This window comes from Streptomyces sp. RLA123 (genome assembly GCF_056270165.1).
Genome location: NZ_JBWDOR010000003.1, coordinates 5,707,591 through 5,728,608, shown reverse-complemented (window position 1 = coordinate 5,728,608; position 21,018 = coordinate 5,707,591). Strand labels below are relative to the sequence as shown.

Annotated in this window: 21 protein-coding genes; 9 read left to right on the top strand and 12 right to left on the bottom strand. The window is 73.3% G+C overall.

The genetic code is table 11. The annotated features are described in order from the left end of the window. Positions 1-7: 7 nt before the first annotated feature. On the bottom strand, positions 8-493 hold the full coding sequence (locus RV983_RS26135) for an N-acetyltransferase family protein (RefSeq protein ID WP_475988161.1): 486 nt from the start codon (positions 491-493) through the stop codon (positions 8-10). A 49-nt stretch (positions 494-542) separates the two neighbouring features. Between RV983_RS26135 and RV983_RS26130 the strand changes: the two genes are divergently transcribed. Together RV983_RS26130 and RV983_RS26125 are read left to right on the top strand one after the other, a co-directional pair. Beyond that, entirely contained in the window at positions 543-1,445 is a 903-nt protein-coding gene (locus tag RV983_RS26130) for a TIGR01777 family oxidoreductase (RefSeq protein ID WP_475988160.1), read from the top strand. Between the two features lie 155 nt (positions 1,446-1,600). Continuing rightward, entirely contained in the window at positions 1,601-2,842 is a 1,242-nt protein-coding gene (locus RV983_RS26125; RefSeq protein ID WP_475988159.1) for an NAD(P)/FAD-dependent oxidoreductase, read from the top strand. A 55-nt stretch (positions 2,843-2,897) separates the two neighbouring features. Here the strand turns inward: RV983_RS26125 and RV983_RS26120 are convergent, their stop codons facing one another. Continuing rightward, a complete protein-coding gene (locus tag RV983_RS26120; protein ID WP_475988158.1) occupies positions 2,898-4,364 on the bottom strand; it encodes a regulator in 1,467 nt (488 codons plus the stop codon). Between the two features lie 262 nt (positions 4,365-4,626). Between RV983_RS26120 and lipB the strand changes: the two genes are divergently transcribed. The 4 genes from lipB (at position 4,627) to RV983_RS26100 (ending at position 7,659) form a co-directional block, all read left to right on the top strand. Further along, positions 4,627-5,412 carry a lipoyl(octanoyl) transferase LipB gene (gene lipB / locus RV983_RS26115; protein ID WP_475988157.1) on the top strand — a complete coding sequence of 262 codons (786 nt, stop codon included), beginning with the start codon at positions 4,627-4,629 and terminating at the stop codon, positions 5,410-5,412. Positions 5,413-5,477: 65 nt separating this feature from the next. Next, entirely contained in the window at positions 5,478-6,440 is a 963-nt protein-coding gene (gene lipA / locus RV983_RS26110; protein WP_475988156.1) for a lipoyl synthase, read from the top strand. 227 nt (positions 6,441-6,667) lie between these two features. Beyond that, positions 6,668-6,898, top strand: coding sequence for an SCO2195 family GlnR-regulated protein (locus tag RV983_RS26105; RefSeq protein WP_475990460.1), 231 nt, complete (start codon positions 6,668-6,670; stop codon positions 6,896-6,898). Positions 6,899-6,978: 80 nt separating this feature from the next. After that, positions 6,979-7,659 (top strand): DUF4191 domain-containing protein, encoded by a 681-nt coding sequence (locus tag RV983_RS26100; protein ID WP_475988155.1) that lies wholly within the window; start codon positions 6,979-6,981, stop codon positions 7,657-7,659. A gap of 130 nt (positions 7,660-7,789) precedes the next feature. On the opposite strand, the gene RV983_RS26095 is transcribed toward RV983_RS26100, so the two are convergent. Next, the gene (locus tag RV983_RS26095) at positions 7,790-8,257 is read right to left on the bottom strand and encodes an RDD family protein (protein WP_319662170.1); all 468 of its coding nucleotides are present in this window, start codon (positions 8,255-8,257) and stop codon (positions 7,790-7,792) included. Between the two features lie 199 nt (positions 8,258-8,456). Here RV983_RS26095 and glnA point away from each other — a divergent pair, with 199 nt between their 5' ends. Next, a complete protein-coding gene (gene glnA, locus RV983_RS26090) occupies positions 8,457-9,869 on the top strand; it encodes a type I glutamate--ammonia ligase (RefSeq protein WP_475988154.1) in 1,413 nt (470 codons plus the stop codon). Positions 9,870-10,177: 308 nt separating this feature from the next. Beyond that, a complete protein-coding gene (locus tag RV983_RS26085; RefSeq protein WP_475988153.1) occupies positions 10,178-11,572 on the top strand; it encodes an MFS transporter in 1,395 nt (464 codons plus the stop codon). Between the two features lie 286 nt (positions 11,573-11,858). Here the strand turns inward: RV983_RS26085 and RV983_RS26080 are convergent, their stop codons facing one another. The 8 genes from RV983_RS26080 to RV983_RS26045 form a co-directional block, all read right to left on the bottom strand. Continuing rightward, complete coding sequence (locus RV983_RS26080) at positions 11,859-12,533, bottom strand: (2Fe-2S)-binding protein (RefSeq protein ID WP_475988152.1); 675 nt, start codon at positions 12,531-12,533, stop codon at positions 11,859-11,861. A gap of 122 nt (positions 12,534-12,655) precedes the next feature. Beyond that, positions 12,656-13,324 (bottom strand): GntR family transcriptional regulator, encoded by a 669-nt coding sequence (locus RV983_RS26075; protein WP_475988151.1) that lies wholly within the window; start codon positions 13,322-13,324, stop codon positions 12,656-12,658. Between the two features lie 60 nt (positions 13,325-13,384). Beyond that, positions 13,385-14,386: a proline racemase family protein gene (locus tag RV983_RS26070; protein WP_475988150.1), complete on the bottom strand. Its 1,002-nt coding sequence runs from the start codon at positions 14,384-14,386 to the stop codon at positions 13,385-13,387. 14 nt (positions 14,387-14,400) lie between these two features. After that, the gene (locus tag RV983_RS26065; RefSeq protein WP_475988149.1) at positions 14,401-15,297 is read right to left on the bottom strand and encodes a dihydrodipicolinate synthase family protein; all 897 of its coding nucleotides are present in this window, start codon (positions 15,295-15,297) and stop codon (positions 14,401-14,403) included. Beyond that, positions 15,294-16,667, bottom strand: a complete 1,374-nt coding sequence (locus RV983_RS26060; protein ID WP_475988148.1) for an FAD-dependent oxidoreductase — start codon at positions 16,665-16,667, stop codon at positions 15,294-15,296. Before RV983_RS26060 ends, RV983_RS26065 begins: the two co-directional genes overlap by 4 nt. After that, positions 16,664-16,996, bottom strand: a complete 333-nt coding sequence (locus RV983_RS26055) for a (2Fe-2S)-binding protein (protein WP_475988147.1) — start codon at positions 16,994-16,996, stop codon at positions 16,664-16,666. The genes RV983_RS26060 and RV983_RS26055 overlap by 4 nt, the downstream gene beginning before the upstream one ends. Then, on the bottom strand, positions 16,993-18,165 hold the full coding sequence (locus RV983_RS26050; protein ID WP_475988146.1) for an NAD(P)/FAD-dependent oxidoreductase: 1,173 nt from the start codon (positions 18,163-18,165) through the stop codon (positions 16,993-16,995). Before RV983_RS26050 ends, RV983_RS26055 begins: the two co-directional genes overlap by 4 nt. Positions 18,166-18,226: 61 nt before the next feature. Beyond that, positions 18,227-19,321: a magnesium and cobalt transport protein CorA gene (locus RV983_RS26045; protein WP_475988145.1), complete on the bottom strand. Its 1,095-nt coding sequence runs from the start codon at positions 19,319-19,321 to the stop codon at positions 18,227-18,229. Positions 19,322-19,538: 217 nt separating this feature from the next. On the opposite strand from RV983_RS26045, the gene RV983_RS26040 reads away from it, so the two are divergent. Next, entirely contained in the window at positions 19,539-20,375 is an 837-nt protein-coding gene (locus RV983_RS26040) for an undecaprenyl-diphosphate phosphatase (RefSeq protein WP_475988144.1), read from the top strand. 6 nt (positions 20,376-20,381) lie between these two features. Here RV983_RS26040 and RV983_RS26035 read toward each other — a convergent pair whose 3' ends face one another. Then, positions 20,382-20,966 carry a TIGR03086 family metal-binding protein gene (locus tag RV983_RS26035; protein ID WP_475988143.1) on the bottom strand — a complete coding sequence of 195 codons (585 nt, stop codon included), beginning with the start codon at positions 20,964-20,966 and terminating at the stop codon, positions 20,382-20,384. Between the last annotated feature and the right edge of the window lie 52 nt (positions 20,967-21,018).

The window sequence follows — 21,018 nt, the reverse complement described above, 5'->3', positions numbered from 1 at the left end:
GCGGCCGTCACAGCGCCCGCCCCATGAACACGTCGTCCACGAAGGCACCGTCCAGCAGGAACTCCCCGGGCAGGACGCCCTCGACCACGAAGCCGGCCGCCTCGTAAAGCCGCCGGGCCGGGGTGTTGTGGCCCAGCACCCGCAGCGTCATACGCCGCGCCCCCTGCCCGCGGGCGGCCTCCATCGCCGCCATGACGAGTTCGAGCCCGACGCCGCGGCCGCGGGCCCATGTGTCGACCGCCAGGCCCTGGACCTGGCGTACGTGGGCGTTGCAGACCAGCGGTGTCGGCGGCACGAACCGGATGTACCCGGCCACCCGGCCGTCCACCTCCGCGACCCGGTACGCGTCCGGGCCGAAGCGCTCCCCGAAGAAGTCCCCGTGCTCCTCCGGCCGCGGCGCCACCGCGTGCAGCGTCGACCACGTGGCACGGTCCAGCCGCGCCAGGGCGGGGTCGTCGGCGAGCAGGGCGGCACGCACACGTATACCGGACATGCGCGTCACCCTGTCACAACAAGGCCCGCCGCCGCGCGACCATGTCCCCATGCGCATCGCCATCACCGGTTCGTCCGGCCTCATCGGCTCCGCCCTGGTCCGTTCCCTGCTCGCCGACGGCCACGAGGTCGTACGCCTCGTCAGGCGCCCGCCGGCCACGGCGGACGAGTCGCGCTGGGACCCCGAGGGGGGCGGGATCGACACCGCGGCCCTGGAGGGCACCGGGGCCGTGGTCAACCTCGCCGGGGCGGGGGTGGGCGACCACCGCTGGACGGAGGCCTACAAGCGGACCGTCCACGACAGCCGGGTGCGCGGCACCGCGACGCTCGCCCGGGCGCTGGCGACGCTGGCCGCGCCGCCGCGCGTCCTGGTGAGCGGGTCCGGGATCACCGCGTACGGGGACACGGGCGACCGCAGGGTCGACGAGAGCGCCCCGTACGGGGAAGGCTTCCTGCCCGGCGTGTGCCGCGACTGGGAGGCCGCCGCGGCCCCCGCGCAGGACGCGGGAATCCGCACGGCGTTCGCCCGCACGGGTCTGGTCGTCTCCGGTCGGGGCGGCGCCTGGGGGCGGCTGTTCCCGCTGTTCAAGGCGGGACTGGGCGGACGGCTGGGCAGCGGGCGGCAGTACTGGAGCTTCGTCTCGCTGCACGACCAGGTCGCGGCGCTGCGCCACATGATCGACCACGACACGGTCGCCGGGCCGGTCAACTTGTGCGCGCCCGAGTCGCCGACCAACGCCGAGGTGACCGCCGCCATGGCCCGGGTACTGCGCCGGCCCGCGCTGTTCCCGGTCCCCGGGCCCGTTCTGCGCACCGTCGTCGGGGAGTTCTCCACCGAGATCCTCGGCAGCACGCGGGCCGTGCCGCGCGTGCTCCTCGACACCGGTTTCACCTTCGCCCACCCCGGAATCGAGGAGGCGATCCGCGCGGCGCTGGCCGAAGAAAGGCACTGAATGCCACCACGCGGCCCTTCCCCGGCATCAGTTGGCGAAGTTCTGGGCATGACGCTTCCAGCGCCAGCTGACGCGAGCGGGGAAACGTGCCGACCTCGGGGAGGGGCAACGTGCTCTCAACAGCACGCTCTACCGGTTCTTCTACGGACGTATGCGTGATCGGGGCCGGTGTCGCCGGCCTGTCGGCGGCGCATCATCTGATCAGCGCAGGGCTCCAGGTGACCGTCCTGGAGGCCGCCGACCGGGTCGGTGGGCGCATGGCCACCGACGAGGTGGACGGCTTCCTTCTGGACCGGGGCCCGCAGTTGCTCAACACCTCCTATCCGGAGCTGCTCCGCACACCGGGTCTGGACAACCTCCAGCTGCGGCCCTTCTCACCCGCCGTCCTGGTGCGGGCCGCGGGCCGCGGCTACCGCGTCGGCGACCCGCGCGGGGCACTGGCGGCGGCCCGCGCCCCGCTGGGGTCGCCGCTGGACAAGGCCCGGCTGCGGGCCTCGCTCCACCGCCTGGCCGACACTCCGGTCGAACGCCTCCTGGAGCGGCCCGAGACGACGGCCGCCGAGGCGCTCGCCTCGCGCGGGCTCGCACCCCGCGCGGTCGACGGCTACCTGCGGCCGCTGCTCTCCGCGCTGCTGTGCGACCCCCATCTGACGACGTCCAGCCGCTGCGCCGACCTGGTGCTGCGGGCCTTCGCCCTGGGGCGCACCTGCCTGCCCGCGGGGGGCGCCGAGGCCCTGCCGCGGCAGCTCGCGGGCGCGCTGCCGGAGGGGTCCTTGCGTCTCGGCACACGCGCGGTGGCGGCCTCCACCAACGCGGTGCTGACCGAGGAGAAGGAGGAACTGCCGTGCCGGGCCGTGGTGGTGGCCACCGGGGCCCGCGCGGCGGCCGATCTCCTGCCGGGGCTGCGCGTGCCGGACTTCCACGCCGTCACCGTGGTCCACCACTCCGCCCCGGCGGCGCCGTTGCGGGAGGCCGCGCTCGTGCTGGACGCGGACCGGCGCGGGCCGGTCTCGCACTCGCTCCCGGCGAGCCTGGTCGACCCGTCCCGCGCGCCGGTCGGCCGGACGCTGGTGACCTCGGTGCTCCTCGGTGCCGCCGCCGTCCCCGACCCGGACGACGACGCGGTGCGCGCCCACCTCGCCGAGCTCTACGGCACTTCGACCGCGGGCTGGCGGCGGCTGGCCGTGCACCACGACCCGGAGGCCGTGCCCGCCATGCCCGCGCCGCACGATCTGCGCCGCCCGGTACGCGTCCTTCAGGGGCTGTACGTCTGCGGCGACCACCGCGACACCAGCACGGTGCAGGGCGCGATGCTCTCCGGGCGCCGGGCGGCGCAGCGGCTGCTGCGCGATGTGGGCCTGCGTCCGGGGTCCAGGACGGAGCCGCTGGCCGCGTGAGCGGACCCGGCCGGCCGCGGGGAGGGAGGGACGCCCCGGGGCCGGCCGTCGCGCGTCAGCCCACGAGGACCCCGAGGGCCGCGGCCCGGTCGTGGAAGGCCCGTACCGAGGACGCGTCGCGGTGCGTGTCGAGGCGGCGGCCGAAGTCCCTGACGTACTCCAGGGCGCGCACCGAGCGCATCTCGACAGCGGCCTGCATGGCCTCGGCGCCCAGTGCGCAGGCCGCGTCGACCTCGCCGAGCCCGAGGCGGGCGGTGGCGAGCACGGTGCGGCAGAACAGCCGGCTGCGGGCGTAGGCGGCGGGCCGCAGGTGCAGGGAGCGTTCGGCGTGCTGGGAGGCGGCACGGTACTGCTGGAGGTCGCGGTGGCAGTGGCCGAACTCGTCGGCGAGCTGGGCCTCGTCGAAGAAGCGGGCCCAGGGCGGCACGTCGTCACCGGCGCGGGCGGCCTCCAGGGCGCGTTCGGCGCGTACGAGCGCCGCGGTGCAGGCCCGGACCTCGCCGAGCAGGCCGTGCCCGCGGGCCTCGGCCGCGTGCAGCAGTGCCTGGACGACCGGCGGGGCGGCGCTGCCCACGCCCTGCTGGGCGACCCGGGCGAGCTGGACGGCCTCGCGGCCGTGCCCGAGGTAGACCGCCTGGCGGCTCATCGTGACCAGGACGTAGCCCCCGTAGGCCCGGTCGCCGGCCGCCTGGGCGAGCCGCAGGGCCTGTACGAAATAGCGCTGGGCGAGCCCGTGGGCGCCGATGTCGTACGAGGTCCAGCCGGCGAGGCGGGTCAGGTCCGCGACGGCGGCGAACAGCCGGCGGCCCATGGTCTCGCCGTAGGTGCCGCGCAGCATCGGTTCGGCCTCGTGCTCCAGGTAGCGGACGAGGGCCTGGCGGGCGTGGCCGCCGCCGAAGGCGTTGTCCAGGGAGCGGAAGAGTTCGCCGACGGAGCGCAGGGCGGCGAGGTCGCCCATGGTGACGCGGTTCCCGCCGGGGCCTCCGGGCACCTGGGGCGCCGCGTCGCCGCGGGTGCGCTGGGCGGGGAGCCGGGGCGCGCCACCGGCCGGGGGGCCGGGGTCGGCGTTGCGCCCGACGCGGTCGTCGGCGCGTCCGATGAGCCAGTCGCGGCTGGGGACGACCAGGCCCGCCGGGGTGAAGGCGATCTTGCGCAGGTCGGCCTGGCTGCCGGTGTCCTTGCGCCACAGCCCGGAGACGATCTCCACGGCCTCCTCGGGGGACGCGGCGAACTCCAGACCCGCGTAGACCGGGGCCACCGCGTCGAGGCCGAGGTCGTGGGCGGACAGCCGCCGCCCGAGCCGCCGGGTGAAGACCTCGGCGATCAGCGCGGGGGTGGTGCCACGCGGTTGCTGGCCGCGCAGCCAGCGGGTGACGGAGGTCTTGTCGTACCGCAGGTCGAGCCCGTGCTCGATGCCGAGTTGGTCCACGCGGCGGGCGAGCCCCGCGTTGGAGAAGCCGGCTTCGGCGATGAGGGCCGCCAGTTGGCGGTTGGGAGTGCGCTGCGAGGAACGGTCGGACATCAGTGGTGCGGTCCCCTGCCTTCCGGGCTATCTCCAGAACGGCGCGAATGTAACGTTCTGTGCCGAGACGCTCACTACCAGAGCCTCGCATTCGCTGTAACGGGTGAACCTTCCCCCGCAAAAGCCCGGAATCCATCCCTCCGCTCGGTGCTGGTGCTATCCACAGCCCGCTGCAAGGCGAGGCCGCGGCGGACGTACAGTTGCCAGGGCGTCCGATATCGATGAAACAGGCGCCGCAGCAGGCGATCACAAGGGAGCGGCCGTGAGTGAGCTGCACTTCGTCCATCTGGGCTTCGGCGAGGACGCCGTGGAGTATCAGGAGGCATGGCAGGAGCAGCGCCGGGTGCACGCCGCGCGCTTCGCGGACGAGATCCCCGACACCTGCCTGCTACTGGAGCACCCGCCGGTGTACACCGCCGGCCGCCGCACCGAGGACAGCGAGCGCCCGCTGGACGGCACGCCGGTGATCGACGTGGACCGCGGCGGCAAGATCACCTGGCACGGCCCCGGCCAGCTCGTCGGCTACCCGATCCTCAAGCTGCCGCGCCCCGTCGACGTCGTCGCCCACGTGCGCCGGCTGGAGGAGGCGCTGATCAACGCGTGTGCCGACTTCGGCCTGGAGACCACCCGCGTGGAGGGCCGCAGCGGGGTGTGGGTGCTCGGTGACCCGATCGAGGACCGCCCGCCGGTCATCCCCGGGCTGACCCTGGACTTCGACCCGCGGCTGCAGGACGACGAGTTCGACCCGCGGCTGTCCGGTCCCGAGTACGCCCCCTCCAACGCCGGGCAGCGCCGCGAGGACCGCAAGCTCGCCGCGATCGGCATCCGGGTCGCCAAGGGCGTCACCATGCACGGCTTCGCGCTCAACTGCAATCCGGACAACACCTGGTTCGACCGGATCGTGCCGTGCGGCATCAGGGACGCGGGCGTGGCCTCGCTCAGCAACGAGCTGGGCCGTGAGATCGCCGTCACGGACGTGCTGCCGGTCGTGGAGAAGCACCTGCGTGCGGTTCTGGAGTCGGCGGAGCCGCTGCCGCGCGCGGTCTGAGGTGGGAATCCACGGGCGTAGGCTGATGTTCACCGATGAAATGAAGTCTCGAGAGGGAGTCGACCGTGTCAGCTGTGGCACCTGAAGGCCGCAAGATGCTGCGTCTGGAGGTCCGCAACAGCCAGACCCCCATCGAGCGCAAGCCCGAGTGGATCAAGACCCGGGCGAAGATGGGCCCCGCGTACACCGAGCTGCACGGCCTGGTGAAACGCGAGGGCCTGCACACGGTGTGCCAGGAAGCGGGCTGCCCCAACATCTTCGAGTGCTGGGAGGACCGCGAGGCCACCTTCCTCATCGGCGGCGACCAGTGCACCCGGCGCTGCGACTTCTGCCAGATCGACACCGGCAAGCCGCAGGCCCTCGACCGTGACGAGCCGCGCCGTGTCGGCGAGTCCGTCGTCACGATGGACCTGAACTACGCCACGATCACCGGCGTCGCCCGCGACGACCTGGAGGACGGCGGCGCCTGGCTGTACGCCGAGACCGTGCGGCAGATCCACGCCATGACCGGTGCCCGCGCGGCCGGCCGTACCAAGGTCGAGCTGCTGATCCCGGACTTCAACGCGGACCCCGCGCAGCTCGCCGAGGTCTTCGGCGCCCGCCCCGAGGTGCTGGCGCACAACGTCGAGACGGTCCCGCGGATCTTCAAGCGGATCCGTCCCGGCTTCCGCTACGAGCGCTCGCTGGAGGTCATCACCAAGGCCCGCGAGGCCGGTCTGGTGACCAAGTCCAACCTGATCCTCGGCATGGGCGAGGAGCGCGCGGAGATCAGCCAGGCCCTTCAGGACCTGCACGACGCGGGCTGCGAGCTGATCACCATCACGCAGTACCTGCGGCCGAGCCTGCGCCACCACCCGGTGGAGCGCTGGGTCAAGCCCCAGGAGTTCGTGGAGCTCAAGGAGGAGGCCGAGGAGATCGGCTTCGCCGGTGTCATGTCCGGCCCCCTGGTGCGGTCCTCGTACCGGGCGGGGCGCCTCTTCCAGCAGGCGATGGAGCGGCGCGGCGCGGTGGCCGCCGAGGCGGTCTGATCACCCACCGCACTCGGGCGGCGAACGTGCGGTTCGTCACGTCAGGGGCCCCACCGGGGCCCCTGACGCGTCTGTGACATGCGGCGGAAGCGGCAGGCCGACGCAAGGGGACCGCCAGGGTTTCACGACGGTTTGACCGGCCAGTCACGGGCTGGTAACACAATGTGGTGACTCTGGATAAGCGCAACATCCGCATGCGTCCGAGCCGTCCTGAGGGGGACACCACCATGCACGCCGAGGCCGCACAGCTCCATCGCCAGAGCACCATTCCCGGCGCCGCGGCGGGCGCGCTGCGCGCCGTGGAGTCCTTCCTGTTCCGCGGCGCCGAGGCGACCGCGCGCCGCAACGCCTGGTCGGCCGTGGTCGAGGACCGCAAGCGCGCCAGGGACCGCCGCGAGGCCCAGCACGTCATGGACGCCCTGGTTTCCGCGCGCTCGGGCCGCCCGGACACCTTCTAACCCCCTTCCGGCCGCCGTCCGGCGGCTCCCGACCCCCTCCGGTGGGGCCGGCGCGGCGCAGGACACGTATCCTGTGCGGCATGGCGAGGGAAACATCCGAGAACAATCCTGGGCGCCTCAAGCAGATCGCCCAGACCTACAAGATGACCAGACGGGTCGACTCCAAGGTCGGGCTCGTCCTCGCGGCTGTGGGAGTCGTCACCTTCGGTGTCATCCTCGCCATTGGCTTCGCGATCGGTCACCCCATCTACGCGGGCATCCTGGGCCTGCTGCTGGCCCTCCTCGCGATGGCGGTCGTCTTCGGACGGCGTGCCGAGCGGGCGGCCTTCGGCCAGCTCGAGGGACAGCCGGGCGCCGCGGCGGCCGTGCTGGAGAACGTCGGCCGGGGCTGGTCGGTGACGCCCGCGGTGGCCATGAACCGCAACCAGGACGTCGTGCACCGCGCGGTCGGCAAGGCCGGCATCGTGCTGGTGGGCGAGGGCAACCCGAACCGGGTGAAGGGACTGCTGGCCGCCGAGAAGAAGAAGATGGCGCGGGTGGTCTACGACGTGCCGGTGACCGACATCATCGTCGGCGACGGCGAGGGCGCGGTCTCCCTGCAGAAGATCCGCGCGACGCTGCTGAAGCTGCCGCGCGTGGTGCCGGGGCCCAAGGTCACCGAGGTGAACGACCGCCTGCGGGCGCTCGGCGACCTGATGAGCAACATGCCGGTCCCGAAGGGCCCGATGCCCAAGGGCATGCGGATGCCGAAGGGCCGCTGAGCCCCGCACGATCGCATACGAAACGGAAACGGGCCGTGCCCCGGACGAGTCGACTCGTCCGGGGCACGGCCCGTTTCCACGGCGTTCGCGGCGGCTCCGCGGCGCGCACGCCCGCCGGGGCCGCGCCGGGTCACATCCGGACCTGGACCGCCTTCACCGCCCGGTCGTGCATGCCGCGGGTGTCGCGGTCCCAGACCACCGCCGGGATCACCAGCAGCAGAAGGAACGTGCGCAGCACGGCCGCGCCGGGGCCGAGCCGCCCGCCGTCCTCCCGGACCACGCGCAGTCCCAGGAGGCGCTTGCCCGGGGTGGTGCCGACGGTGCCCAGCAGCAGCACGCTCATGACACCGAAGACGACCGTGGTCCACGGATTGGCCGCGGCCGCGTCACGGTGCGCGATCAGGCCGTAGGCGATCAGCGCGCACAGGCCCCAGTCGATGAAGAGCGCCGCGATCCGCCGCCCGACCGGGGCGATCGAACCGGGGCCCTCCTCAGGCAGGCCGAGGCGCTTGCCGCGGTAGCCGAACTCGACGCCCATCCGCTCCGCGGCCGCCTTCGGGCCCTCGATCCACGATCCGATGACATCCCTGTTGTCCACGCGTCCACGGTACGCGCCCGCCGCGCGGCGCCCGCGCCCGACCCGTCGCCGACGGGACCGCTCGGTTAACCTGCAAGAAACAAATGGGTCACGACGGGGAAATGCCCGGTCTCTATCGTGACCCCCAACGTGCGCCACCGCACTGGTCGCACCCATGAGCTGCAATCCGGCCTCCCGGGCCGGGCCAAGGAGGAGTTGGATGTCGTTCCAAAACGCCGACGAGGTGAAGAAGTTCATCTCGGACAACGACGTCAAGTTCGTGGACGTCCGGTTCTGCGACCTGCCCGGTGTGATGCAGCACTTCACGGTCCCGGTCGAGTCCTTCGACCCGGACGAGCAGCTGATGTTCGACGGCTCCTCGATCCGCGGCTTCCAGGCCATCCACGAGTCCGACATGGCGCTGATCGCGGACCTGTCCACGGCCAAGCTGGACCCGTTCCGCAAGGACTCCACGCTCAACGTCAACTTCTTCATCCACGACCCGATCACCGGCGAGCAGTACAGCCGTGACCCGCGGAACGTGGCGAAGAAGGCCGAGGCCTACCTCGCCTCCTCCGGCATCGCCGACACCGCGTACTTCGGCCCCGAGGCCGAGTTCTACGTGTTCGACAGCGTCCGCTTCGAGACCAGCGCGAACCAGTCCTTCTACCACATCGACTCCGAGGCCGGCGCCTGGAACACCGGTGCGGAGCAGGACAACCGCGGCTACAAGGTCAAGTACAAGGGCGGCTACTTCCCGGTCCCGCCGGTCGACCACTTCGCCGACCTGCGCGCCGAGATCACCCTCGAGCTGATGAAGTCCGGCCTCCAGGTCGAGCGCCAGCACCACGAGGTGGGCACCGCCGGCCAGGCCGAGATCAACTACAAGTTCAACACGCTGCTCGCCGCGGCCGACGACCTGATGCTCTTCAAGTACATCGTGAAGAACGTCGCCTGGCGCGCCGGCAAGACCGCGACCTTCATGCCCAAGCCGATCTTCGGTGACAACGGCTCCGGCATGCACGTCCACCAGTCCCTGTGGACCAACGGCGCCCCGCTGTTCTACGACGAGCAGGGCTACGCGGGCCTGTCCGACACCGCCCGCTACTACATCGGCGGCATCCTCAGGCACGCCCCGGCGCTGCTGGCGTTCACCAACCCCACGGTGAACTCCTACCACCGCCTGGTGCCCGGCTTCGAGGCCCCGGTCAACCTGGTCTACTCGCAGCGCAACCGCTCCGCGGCCATCCGCATCCCGATCACGGGTGCCAACCCCAAGGCCAAGCGCATCGAGTTCCGCGCCCCGGACTCCTCCGGCAACCCGTACCTGGCCTTCTCGGCGCTGCTGCTCGCCGGCCTCGACGGCATCAAGAACAAGATCGAGCCGGCCGAGCCCGTCGACAAGGACCTCTACGAGCTCGCCCCCGAGGAGCACGCGGGCGTCCCCCAGGTCCCGACCTCGCTGTCGGCGGTCCTGGAGTCCCTCGAGTCCGACCACGAGTTCCTCCTCCAGGGCGGGGTCTTCACCCCGGACCTGATCGAGACCTGGATCGACTACAAGCGGGTCAACGAGATCGCGCCGATCGCGCTGCGCCCGCACCCGCACGAGTTCGAGCTCTACTTCGACGTCTGACAGGACCGCGGGTCACCCGCCCGCCTCCACGCTGTTCCGGCCGTCGCCCGTGTCCCCCCCGCATGCCGAGGGACACGGGCGGCGGCCGTTGCGGGTTTCGGCAAGTCACCGGCCAGGGAGGCCAGTTCGCCACGGAGCCCGTGCCACGGGCTGGTTCCACCGGGCGGGTGGCCGCCGGTGACCATTGGGGGCGGGCGGGCGTGGCACGTTGATCGGGCGGAGCCGGTGACCTTCACTCCGTGCGTGTGGTGACCAACAGCTCTCCCCTCACGTCGCGACCGCTCGGTGCGGCGCTGGACAGTGCGCCCATGTCGCGGCTCCACAGGAGGTTCTGGCTGCTGGCGGGGCTCGGGATCCTGCTCGACGGGTTCGACTTCTTCATCATCGGGGTCGCGAACCCGCTGATCGCGGAGGATTTCGGGGGGAGCGCGGCCGAGCGCGGGCTGCTGTCGTCGGCGGCGATCGTGGGGGCGGTGTTCGGGGCGGCCGCGCTGGGGCCGCTGGGGGATCGGATCGGGCGGAGCCGGATCTTCAAGGTCGACCTGTGGCTGTTCGTGGTGTTCTCGGTGGCGTGCGCCTGCGCGTGGGACATCTGGTCGCTGATCGTGTTCCGGCTGCTGCTGGGCGTCGCGGTGGGGCTGGACTACCCGATCGCGGCGAGCTACGTGGCCGAGATCCTGCCCGCGCGGAACCGCGGGCGGTGGCTGGTGAGCGCGTTCAGCCTCCAGGCGGTGGGGATCGTGCTGGGCGCGGTGACGGGGGTGGTGATCCTGCTCGCGCTGCCGGAGACCGGGTCGTGGCGGCTCATGCTGGGCTTCGGGGTGGTGCCGGCACTGGTGATCATCTGGCTGCGGCGCAACGTGCCGGAGAGCCCGCGCTGGCTGGCGCAGAACGGGCGGGAGGCGGAGGCCTGCGCCATCACGCGGGCGATGACCGGGCGGGACTGCCATGTGACCGAGGCGGACCGGGAGCGCGGCGAGGCGCCCCCGGAAGGGCTGAAGGCCTTCCTGCAACCGCAGTTGTTCTCCCGCCGGCTGGCGCGGCGCACGGTCTTCACGGCGGTGCCGTGGTTCCTGATGGACATCGCGACGTACGGGGTGGGGATCTTCACCCCGACCCTGCTGGCGGGGCTGGCGCTGGGCGGCGCGAACGCGACGTTCATCGCGGACGACATCGCCTCGACCGAGGGCACCGCGCTCCTGGACGTCTTCCTGGTGATCGGCTTCGTGCTGGCGATCATCCTGGTGGAGCGGGTCGGGCGGGTGCCGCTGCAACTCGCGGGCTTCGCGATGATGACCGTGGCGCTGTGCCTGCTGGCGGTGGCGGAGCAGCTGCCCGGCGGGGGCGACGCGCACCTGCCGCTGGTGTTCGTGGGCTTCGCGCTGTTCAACACCTTCATGAACCTGGGCCCGAACGCGACGACGTTCACCCTGCCCGCCGAGGTCTTCCCCTCCGACGTACGGGCCGCGGGCCACGGCTTCGCCGCGGGCTGCGGCAAACTCGGCGCGGCGCTGGGGACCTTCCTCTTCCCGGTGCTGCTGAACGCCGTCGGGACCAGCGCGCTGCTGTACGGCGTGGCCGCCACCAACGCGCTGGGCCTCCTCGTGACGTGGAGCTTCCGCATCGAGACCCGCGGGCGCTCGCTGGACGAACTGTCGGGCGCGGAGTCCGCGACGCTGGCTCCCCGCGTCACCCCGCCGTGACCGATGGGAAGCCGCACTCAGCAGACGGGCGGTCCCGGGCCGCCGTCCGGGGAGAGGATCCGCCAGAGGACCGAATGCGGGACGCGACCGACCGGCCCGTGTCGACGCCCGGCCCGGACCCCTATTGCATAAGGGTTGCAACAGCGGAATAAGCGCATCAGCATGGTGGACGAGGGCGTGGCCGGCCCATCGGCCTTCGGAGCGGTCGCACCTGCGGTCCCAGGGGCGTCCATCCCACGGTTGATCGTCTTTCCGCCCGGCACCCGCCGGGGCGGCCGGCCCGCCCTCAGCGCAGCACGCAGTCGCCGCACAGGCCGCCGCCGGGCACCCGGTAGTACAGGCAGCAACTGCGGCGCGTGTACGCAGGTGCGGCGGGTCCGGTCAGGTCGAGGGTGCCGGCGTCCCGCAGCAGGGGGTCGGCCAGCAGCGATGCCGTCAGACCCGCCGCGCGGGCGGCCGCCCCGGGCCGCCCGCCCTCGCCCAGGCACCAGGCGTGCAGCACGCGCAGCGTCCCGGCGAGTGCCGAGGCGGCGTTCCCCCACAGCAGTCCGGCGGAGACGCCGGATTCCGCGCGGACGGCCTCGGTGAGTGGTACGAGGTGCCCGTGCAGCACGGCCTCGCCGAGCCGGTCCGCCGGGAGCCGCTCCCCTGCCGCGGGCAGCCACAGCTCGTCCGGCACGGCGCGCCGCGGGTGCCACCACAGACGCCCGCCGGCCAGGTCGGGCAGGTACCCGGTCAGCGCCGCCGGGCCGAGCGCGACCGACCACAGGCGGGCCGCCAGCCCCTGATGGGCCAGCGAGGCCGCGACGCGCCGTTCGTCCGTGCCCAGCCGGCGACCGGCCTCGGCGACCCGCCCGGCCAGCACCTCACGCGCGGGACCGTCGTACACCTCCGCCAGCGGGACGAAGCCCTCGGCACGCGGCTCCCCGGGCTCCGCGCGCAGGGTGAAGAAGGGCCCCATACCGCCCCCTCACCGGTCGCCGGCAGCGCGCGCGGCGGCCGGCGGGACGGACGGAACGGGCAGGGTCATGCGCTTCACGCTCCAGCGCCCGGTGACCGGTGGTTCGGGGTCCGGCCACCGTATCAGCGCGCCCACAGGCCCCTGATGTGCCCGAGGTGACGCGTCATCACCGCCCGCACCGCCTCCTCGTCGCGCGCGAGCAGGGCGTCGAGCAGTTCCAGGTGCTCCTCGGCCGAGGCGGTCAGCAGACCGCGTTCGGCGAGCGCGGTCAGGCCGTACAGGCGGGAGCGCTTGCGCAGGTCGCCGACGACCTCGACCAGGTGCGCGTTGCCGGCCAGGGCGAGCAGGCCGAGGTGGAAGCGCCGGTCGGCCTCGACATAGCCGATGAGGTCGCCGGTCGCCGCGGCGCCGACGATGGCCTCGGCGGCCGGACGCAGCGCCTCCAGCGCGGCGGGGTCGGCGACGGCGGCCAGGCCGGCGACGGTGGGGATCTCGATGAGGGCGCGGATGTGCGTGTACTCGTCGAGCTGCCGCTCGGAGACCTCGGTGACCCGGAAGCCCTTGTTGGGCACCGGGTCCACCAGGCCTTCCTTCACCAGGTCGAGCAGCGCCTCGCGCACCGGGGTGGCCGAGACCCCGAAGCGGCCCGCCAGGGCGGGCGCGGAGTGCACCTCCCCCGGGCGCAGCTCGCCCGCCACGAGCGCGGCCCGCAGGGCGTCCGCGACGCGCTCGCGGTAGCTGGGCCGCTGCCCGCCGAGGGAGGGCAGGACGGGGCCGTCGTCAGCGGTCATCGGGCCGGTCCTCCTCGGCTGCCGGGCATGGGGTCGGCGAACAGTATCGGGGCCGGGCGGCTACAGCACGAAACCGGCCGGGAAGGGGTCGTCCGGATCCAGCAGGTACTGGGCGGTTCCGGTGATCCAGGCGCGGCCGGTGATCGAGGGCAGCACGGCGGGGCGCCCTGCCACCTCGGTGGTGCCGGTCAGGCGGCCGGTGAAGTGCGTGCCGATGAAGGACTCGTTCACGAAGTCCTCGTGGAGCGGCAGTTCGCCGCGGGCGTGCAGCTGCGCCATGCGCGCGCTGGTGCCCGTGCCGCACGGGGAGCGGTCGAACCAGCCGGGGTGGATGGCCATCGCGTGCCGCGAGCGGGCCGCGTCGGAGCCGGGGGCGAGCAGCTGGACGTGCTTGCAGCCCCGGATGGTGGGGTCCTCGGGGTGGACGGGCGGGTCCTCGGCGTCGATGGCGTCCATGAGGGCCAGGCCGGCGGCGAGGATGTCGTCCTTGCGGGCCCGGTCGAAGGGCAGGCCGAAGGCCTCCAGCGGCAGGATCGCGTAGAAGTTGCCGCCGTAGGCCAGGTCGTACGTCACCGTGCGGCCGTCGGCGAGGGTGGCCTTGCGGTCCAGCGCGACGGCGAACGACGGCACATTGCGCAGGGTCACGGCGGTGGCCGCGCCGCCGCTGACGGCGACCTCGGCGACGACGAGGCCGGCCGGGGTGTCCAGGCGGATCGTGGTGACCGGCTCGGTCACCGGCACCATGCCCGTCTCGACGAGGACGGTGGCCACACCGATCGTGCCGTGGCCGCACATCGGCAGATAGCCGGAGACCTCGATGTAGAGGACGCCCCAGTCGGCGTCCGGGCGGGTGGGCGGTTGGAGGACGGCCCCGCTCATGGCGGCGTGGCCGCGCGGTTCGTCCATCAGCAGATGGCGGATGTGGTCGAGGTGGTCCCGGAAGTACAGGCGGCGTTCGTTCATCGTGGCGCCGGGGACGGTGCCGATGCCGCCGGTGACGACACGGGTGGGCATGCCCTCGGTGTGGGAGTCGACGGCGTGCAGGACGAGTGAGCTGCGCATCGCGGGCCCCCCGCTCAGTTCGCGCCGGCCGCGAGGGCCTGTTCGGTCGCGGCCCGGACGGCCTTCTCCTGCTCCGGCAGGAGCGGCCGGCGCGGCTGGCGGCAGGGGCCGCCGTACCGGCCGGCGACGTCCATCGACACCTTCACCGCCTGCACGAACTCCGTCCGGGAGTCCCAGCGCAGCAGGGGGTGCAGCGCCCGGTACAGCGGCTGCGCCGCCGGGTCCCCCGCGATCGCCGCGCGGTACAGCGCGGTGGTGACCTGCGGGAGCGCGTTGGGGAAGCCCGCGACCCAGCCCTTGGCGCCCGCGGCGGCCAGTTCGAGGAGTACGTCGTCGGCGCCGACCAGGAGGTCGAGTTCCGGGGCGAGTTCGGCGATCTCGTACGCCCGGCGCACGTCGCCGCTGAACTCCTTCACGGCCCGGATGTGTCCCTCGGCGTGCAGCGCGGCCAGCAGCGGCGGCGTCAGGTCGACCTTCGTGTCGTGCGGGTTGTTGTACGCCACCACGGGCAGGCCCGCCTTGGCGACCTCCGCGTAGTGCGCGCGCACCGAACGCTCGTCCGCCCGGTAGGCGTTGGGCGGCAGCAGCATCACCGACGCGCACCCCGCGTCCGCCGCCTGCTCGGCCCAGCGGCGCGCCTCGCCGGACCCGTACGCGGCCACCCCGGGCATCACCCGCTCCCCGCCGACCGCGGCGACCGCGGTCTCCACGACCCGTGCCCGTTCGGCGGGGGTGAGCACCTGGTACTCGCCGAGCGAGCCGTTGGGCACCACCCCGTCGCAGCCGCCGGCGACCAGCCACCGGCAGTGCTCGGCGTACGCGTCGTAGTCCACCGCGAGATCGGCCGCCCGCAGCGGCAACGCGGTCGCGACGAGCACCCCCCGCCACGGCCGTCCTTCGCTCCGGGTCATCCTGCGTCCCCTCTCGTGTGGCTGCCTCTGGTCGTGCTTGCGCTGTGGTCGTGGTCCGCCCCCGGCGGGGGCGGTGTGCCGCCGGCGAGCAGGCCGAGCGGTACGGGGCGGGCGAAGGGCCGGGCCGGCGGGGTGAAGGGGCAGCCGGCGACCGCGGCGACGGCGGGGCCGCAGACCCGTCCCTGGCAGTGGCCCATGCCCGCGCGGGTCAGCAGCTTGACCGTCCGCAGGTCGCCGGCGCCGAGGTCGCGTACGGCGGTGCGCACGGCGGAGGCGGGCACCTCCTCGCAGCGGCACACGAGGGTCTCGTCCGTGACGACGGTGCCGGCCCAGTCCTCGGGGACGCGGTACACGGCGTCCAGGGCCGCGGCGAAGCGGCGCAGCCGGTCGCGGACGCGGGCGGCGCGGGCCCAGGCGGCGGGATCGGGTTCCGTACCGCGCAGGCGGGCGGCGGCGGAGCGGCCGGCGATCTCGCCCTCGGCCAGGGCGAGTGCGGCCCCGCCGATGCCGGTGGTCTCGCCCGCGGCCCACAGACCGGGGCCGGGGGCACGCTGCTCGGCGTCGGTGTGCGGTACATCGGCGAGGTCGGTGTGCGGCAGCATGCCGTGGCTGACGGCGAGGGTGTCGCAGGGCACGGTGCGCCGGGCGCCGCCGGGCCCTGCCAGGGTGACGGCCTCGACACGGGTCGTGCCGTGGGCGGCGACGACGGTGTGCCTGCGCAGCGGCCGGACCCCGTGGAGGGCCAGCCGGGCGGCGTACCCGGCGCCCTCGGCGAGCTTGCCGGGCGGCGTGGACCGGGGGCGGCGCAGCAGCGCGAGGGGGTCGGCCGCTTCGGCGAGGGCGGCGACGCGCGCGCCGGCCGCGGCCAGGCCGGCGGCGACGGGCATCAGGAGCGGCCCGGTCCCGGCGACGACGACGGTGCGGCCCGGCAGGACGAGCCCGCCCTTCAGCATGGCCTGGGCGCCACCCGCGGTGACGACGCCGGGCAGCGTCCACCCGGGGAAGGGCAGCACCTTCTCGTAGCCGCCGGTGGCGACGACGACCCCGTCCGCCCGCAGGGCGCCCGACTCCAGGGTGTGCACGGTGAACCCGGGCTCGAGGAACCAGACCTGATGATTCGCCAGGTGGGTGATGCGCTCCGCTGCGATGTGGGCCTCGAGCCGGCCGTGCAGCCGCCGCCAGGTGCGCCAGGCGTGGTGGAGGGCCTGCGGCCGGCGGGCGCCGAGCCCGGCGGCGGGCTGCCGGTAGTACTGGCCGCCCGTCTCGGGCGCGGCGTCCACGAGGGTGACCCGCAGCCCTCCGTCGGCCGCCGCCACGGCGGCGGCGACCCCGGCGGGTCCGGCTCCGACGACGACAAGATGTGCACTCACGGCCCCTCCTCCGTCGCTCCCGCATCGTCCGTCCCTGCCGTTTCGCCCGTCTCGATGACGTCGCCCGGCCGCGCCTCGACCACACAGGCCCGTTGCCCCGGGCGTCCGTTGACCGTGACCAGGCAGTCGAAGCACACACCGATCCCGCAGAAGACCCCGCGCGGTTCGCCGCGCGTTCGGGTCGTGCGCCAGGCGACGACGCCGGCGGACCAGAGCGCGGCGGCGACGGTGCGGCCGGGCAGGACCGTGATCTCGCGCCCGTCGAGCGTGACCGTGAAGGCGGGCCCGGGTGCGGCGCGGGCGAGGCGGAGCGGCGTGCGGCGGGTCACGGGGTCTCCATCGCGGGGAAGCGCTCGGGGCGGAAGGGTGTGAGGTCGAGATCGGGCGGCGCGCCGGTCAGCACCTGGGCGATCAGGTGGCCGGTGGCGGGGGCGAGTCCGATGCCCGCCCCCTCGTGGCCGCAGGCGTGGTGGAGGCCGGGGACGCGCGGGTCGGGGCCGATCGCGGGCAGGTGGTCCGGCAGATAGGGGCGGAAGCCGGCGTACGCGCGGATCGCGGCGACGTCGGCGAGCCGCGGGAAGAGCGCGACCGCCTGGGCGGCCAGCAGGCGCAGGGCGGGGAGGGAGAGCGTGCGGTCGAAGCCGACGCGTTCGCGGCTGGCGCCGATGAGCACGGGACCCGCGGCGGTGGACTCCACGACCACGGAGGTCTGGAGGGCGGCCGAGTCACTGGCGACGTCGGCGACGTAGTCGGCCGCGTAGACCTTGTGCCGGACGGTGCCGGGCGGCAGCGGCTCGGTGACGAGGATGAAGCCGCGCCGCGGGAGCACGGGCAGCGCAACCCCGGCGAGGGCGGCGATCTCGCCGCCCCAGGTGCCCGCGGCGTTGACCACCGCGGGGGCGTGGATCTCCTCCGCCCCGGCGCGCACCCCGCGCAGCGAGCCGTCCGCCGCGCGCAGCAGCGCCGTGACGACGGACCCGGTACGCAGTTCCGCGCCCCGGTCGCGGGCGGCGCGCACGAGGTGGGCGGCGGAGAGCGCGGGCTGCACCTGGGCGTCCTGAGGGTAGTGGACGCCGCCCGCGAGTCCGGGCGCGAGGTGCGGTTCGAGGTCGTGCAGGGCGTCGGCGGCGACGGGTACGGCGTCCACGCCCGCCTGCCGCTGGGTCGCGGCGAACGCGCCGAGCGCTCGCGCGCCCGCCTCGTCGGCGGCGACGACCAGCCCGCCCTTGGGCTCGTACTCCACGGCCCGGCCGAGGCCGGGGAGCCCTGCCAGTTCGCGCCACAGGCGCGCGGACAGCAGGGCGAGCCGCAGCTCCGGACCCGGCTCCTTGTCGGACACCAGCAGATTGCCCTCGCCGGCCCCGGTGGTGCCGCCGGCGACGGGTCCGCGGTCCACCAGGACCGTGCGGAGCCCCGCCGAAGCGGCGTAGTAGGCGCATGCCGCGCCCACCATTCCGGCGCCGACGACCACGACATCGCAGTTCGTCGGCCTGCTCACCTCAGTAATATGTCACACAGCACGCCGCGCGAACAGGCTCACGACGGGCCTCGTTCCGGCCTCACAGCCACCCGTTGCGCCGGAATCCGCGGTGGATGACGAAGCACGCCACGACCATGACCCCGATGGCGAGCGGATAGCCGTAGGTCCAGCGCAGTTCCGGCATGTGCTCGAAGTTCATGCCGTACAGCCCGCAGATCATGGTCGGCACGGCGAGGATGGCGACCCAGGCGCTGATCTTGCGCATGTCCTCGTTCTGAGCCATCGTCACCTGCGCGATATTCGCCTGGAGGATCGAGTTGAGCAGTTCGTCGAAGGCGGTCACCTGCTCGGTGGCGCGTGCGAGATGGTCGGCGGCGTCGCGGAAGTAGGCGCGCAGATCGGCGTCGACGCCGGGCAACCGGTCCTGGGAGAGGGACTGCAGAGGCCGGCCGAGCGGGGCCACCGCCCGCTTGAGCTCCAGCAGTTCGCGCTTCAGCTGGTAGATACGGCCGGCGTCGGTGCCGCGGCCGCGGGAGTCGGCGAAGACATCGGCCTCCACGTCGTCGATGTCCCGCTGCACGGCGGCGGTGACGGAGAGGTACTGGTCGACGACGTGGTCGGTTATCGCGTGCAGCACCGCCGCCGGTCCCTTGACCAGCTGGTCGGGGACGGTCTCCAGCCCCTCGCGGAGCGGCCCGAGGGAGCCGTGCCCGCCGTGCCGCACGGTGATGACGAAGTCGGCACCGGTGAAGACCATGACGTGGCCGCTGTCCACGACCTCGCTGGTCGCCGTCAACCGGTCGTGGTCGACGTAGCGGACGGTCTTCAGGATCGTGAAGAGGGTGTCCCCGTACCGCTCCAGCTTGGGCCGCTGCTCGGCGTGCACGGCGTCCTCGACAGCGAGCGGGTGCAGCCCGAACAGCTCGGCGACGCCCGCGAATTCGGCCTCGGACGGCTCGTGCAGCCCGATCCACACGAACCCCCGGCCCGACTTGCGCACCCTGGCTATCGCCTCGTACGCCGCGCAGTCACCTTGCCGCAGCCCCTCCTGGTAGACGACGCAGTTGACCACCGCGCTGCCGAGGGGCGAGCGCCCGGGGTGGGTCAGGTCCACGCGCCGGTGGCGCAGATGATCGAAACGGATGGCTTTGCGGAGATTGCTGATCATTGACATGAAGGGCTCCTGAACGCGTCTGGCCTGCGCCAGTATGCCCAAGGGCCCGTCGCACGGGGGATGGCGGGCGCGAAGCGGCGACGGGTTCCGGGAGCCGTGCGACGGCGGAGGGGACCAGCGCCCTGGTTCGCGGGGGGCGCGAGATGTCTTTTACACTCCGTAGGGCTCCGGCCGTGACGGTCGCAGGCACGCCACGTACTCCGCAGAGATGGGTCCCATGAGCGCCATCAGTATCGGTCAGGCAGCTGTGCTCGGCGTGGTGGAAGGGGTCACGGAATTCCTTCCGATCTCGTCCACCGGCCATCTGAAGATCACCGAAGGCCTCATGGGCATCCAGGTCGACGACAAGGCCGTCGTCGCCTTCTCCGCAGTCATCCAGTCCGGCGCCATCGCCGCCGTCCTGGTCTACTTCTTCAAGGACATCGTCCGGATCTGCAAGGCATGGTTCACCGGCCTGGCCAACCGCGAGGAGCGGTACCACCACGACTACAAGTTCGCCTGGTGGGTGATCTTCTCGACCATCCCGATCGTGGTCGTCGGCCTCGCGGCCAAGCCCCTCATCGAGGGACCGCTGGCCTCCCTGTGGGTCGTCGCCGGCTCGCTGATCGTCGGCAGCGGCGTGATGTGGGCCGCCGACCAGATGGGCCGCCACAAGCGCGGTGAGGACGACACCACGTTCAAGGACGCGATGCTCGTCGGCTCCTCGCAGATCCTCGCACTGCTCTTCCCCGGTTTCTCCCGCTCCGGCGCGACCATGTCCACCGCACTCATCCTCGACCTGGACCGGGTCGCCGCCACCCGCCTGTCCTTCTTCCTCGGCATCCCGGCCCTCGTCGGCGCGGGCCTGTACGAGCTGAAGGACGCGCTCGGCGCCGGCATCGACACCGCGCCCCTGGTCGTCGGGACCCTCGTCTCGTTCGTGGTCGCCTACGGCTCGATCGCCTGGCTGCTGAAGTTCGTCGCCAAGCACTCCTTCAACGCCTTCATCATCTACCGCCTCATCATCGGCGCCCTCCTGTTCGGCCTGCTCGCCACCGACGCCATCGCCGCCTGAGTCCGGTCAGGCCCGGGGCGCGCGGCCGGACAGGGCCAGCGCGCGGTCGAAGGCCGGCGCAGCGGCGGCGCCCGGGAGCTCGACGGGCGCGGCGAAGCCGTCGTACCGGCGGTAGACCTCCGCGTGGCGTTCGACGACACCGAGCACGAGTTCCCCGAGGCCCTCGCCGCAGCGGTACTCCTGGCCGGTCGCCCGGGCGACGTCCCAGCCGTGGACGGCCAGTTCCTTGATGATCATCGAGGCGGTCTCGGCCGCGGGCATCCGCGCGGGGCCGAGATCGATCTCGCCTTCCCAGACCACGGGATCGGCCCAGGCCGCGACGGCGCGGTCCAGCTGCCGCGCGTAGGCCCGCGCCCAGTCCGGGCCGGCGGTGAAGTCCCGGGCGGTCAGCTCCTCGGGGAGCGGCTTGCGCAGGGCGCGGTGCTCCAGGCCGTACGAGGTGTAGAGGATCCAGTGGTTGATCAGGGCCCGCGTGTCCCATGCCGCGCAGGGCGTCGGGGCGGCGAGCTGCTCCGGGCCGGGGCGGACACCGCGGGCGATACGGGCGGCCTCGGCGGCGGCCTCGGTCATGTACGCGTGAAGATCGGTCATGCCGCCCACGCTAGGAACGCGGGCGGCATCCGGTCTTGAACAAACGCGCCCC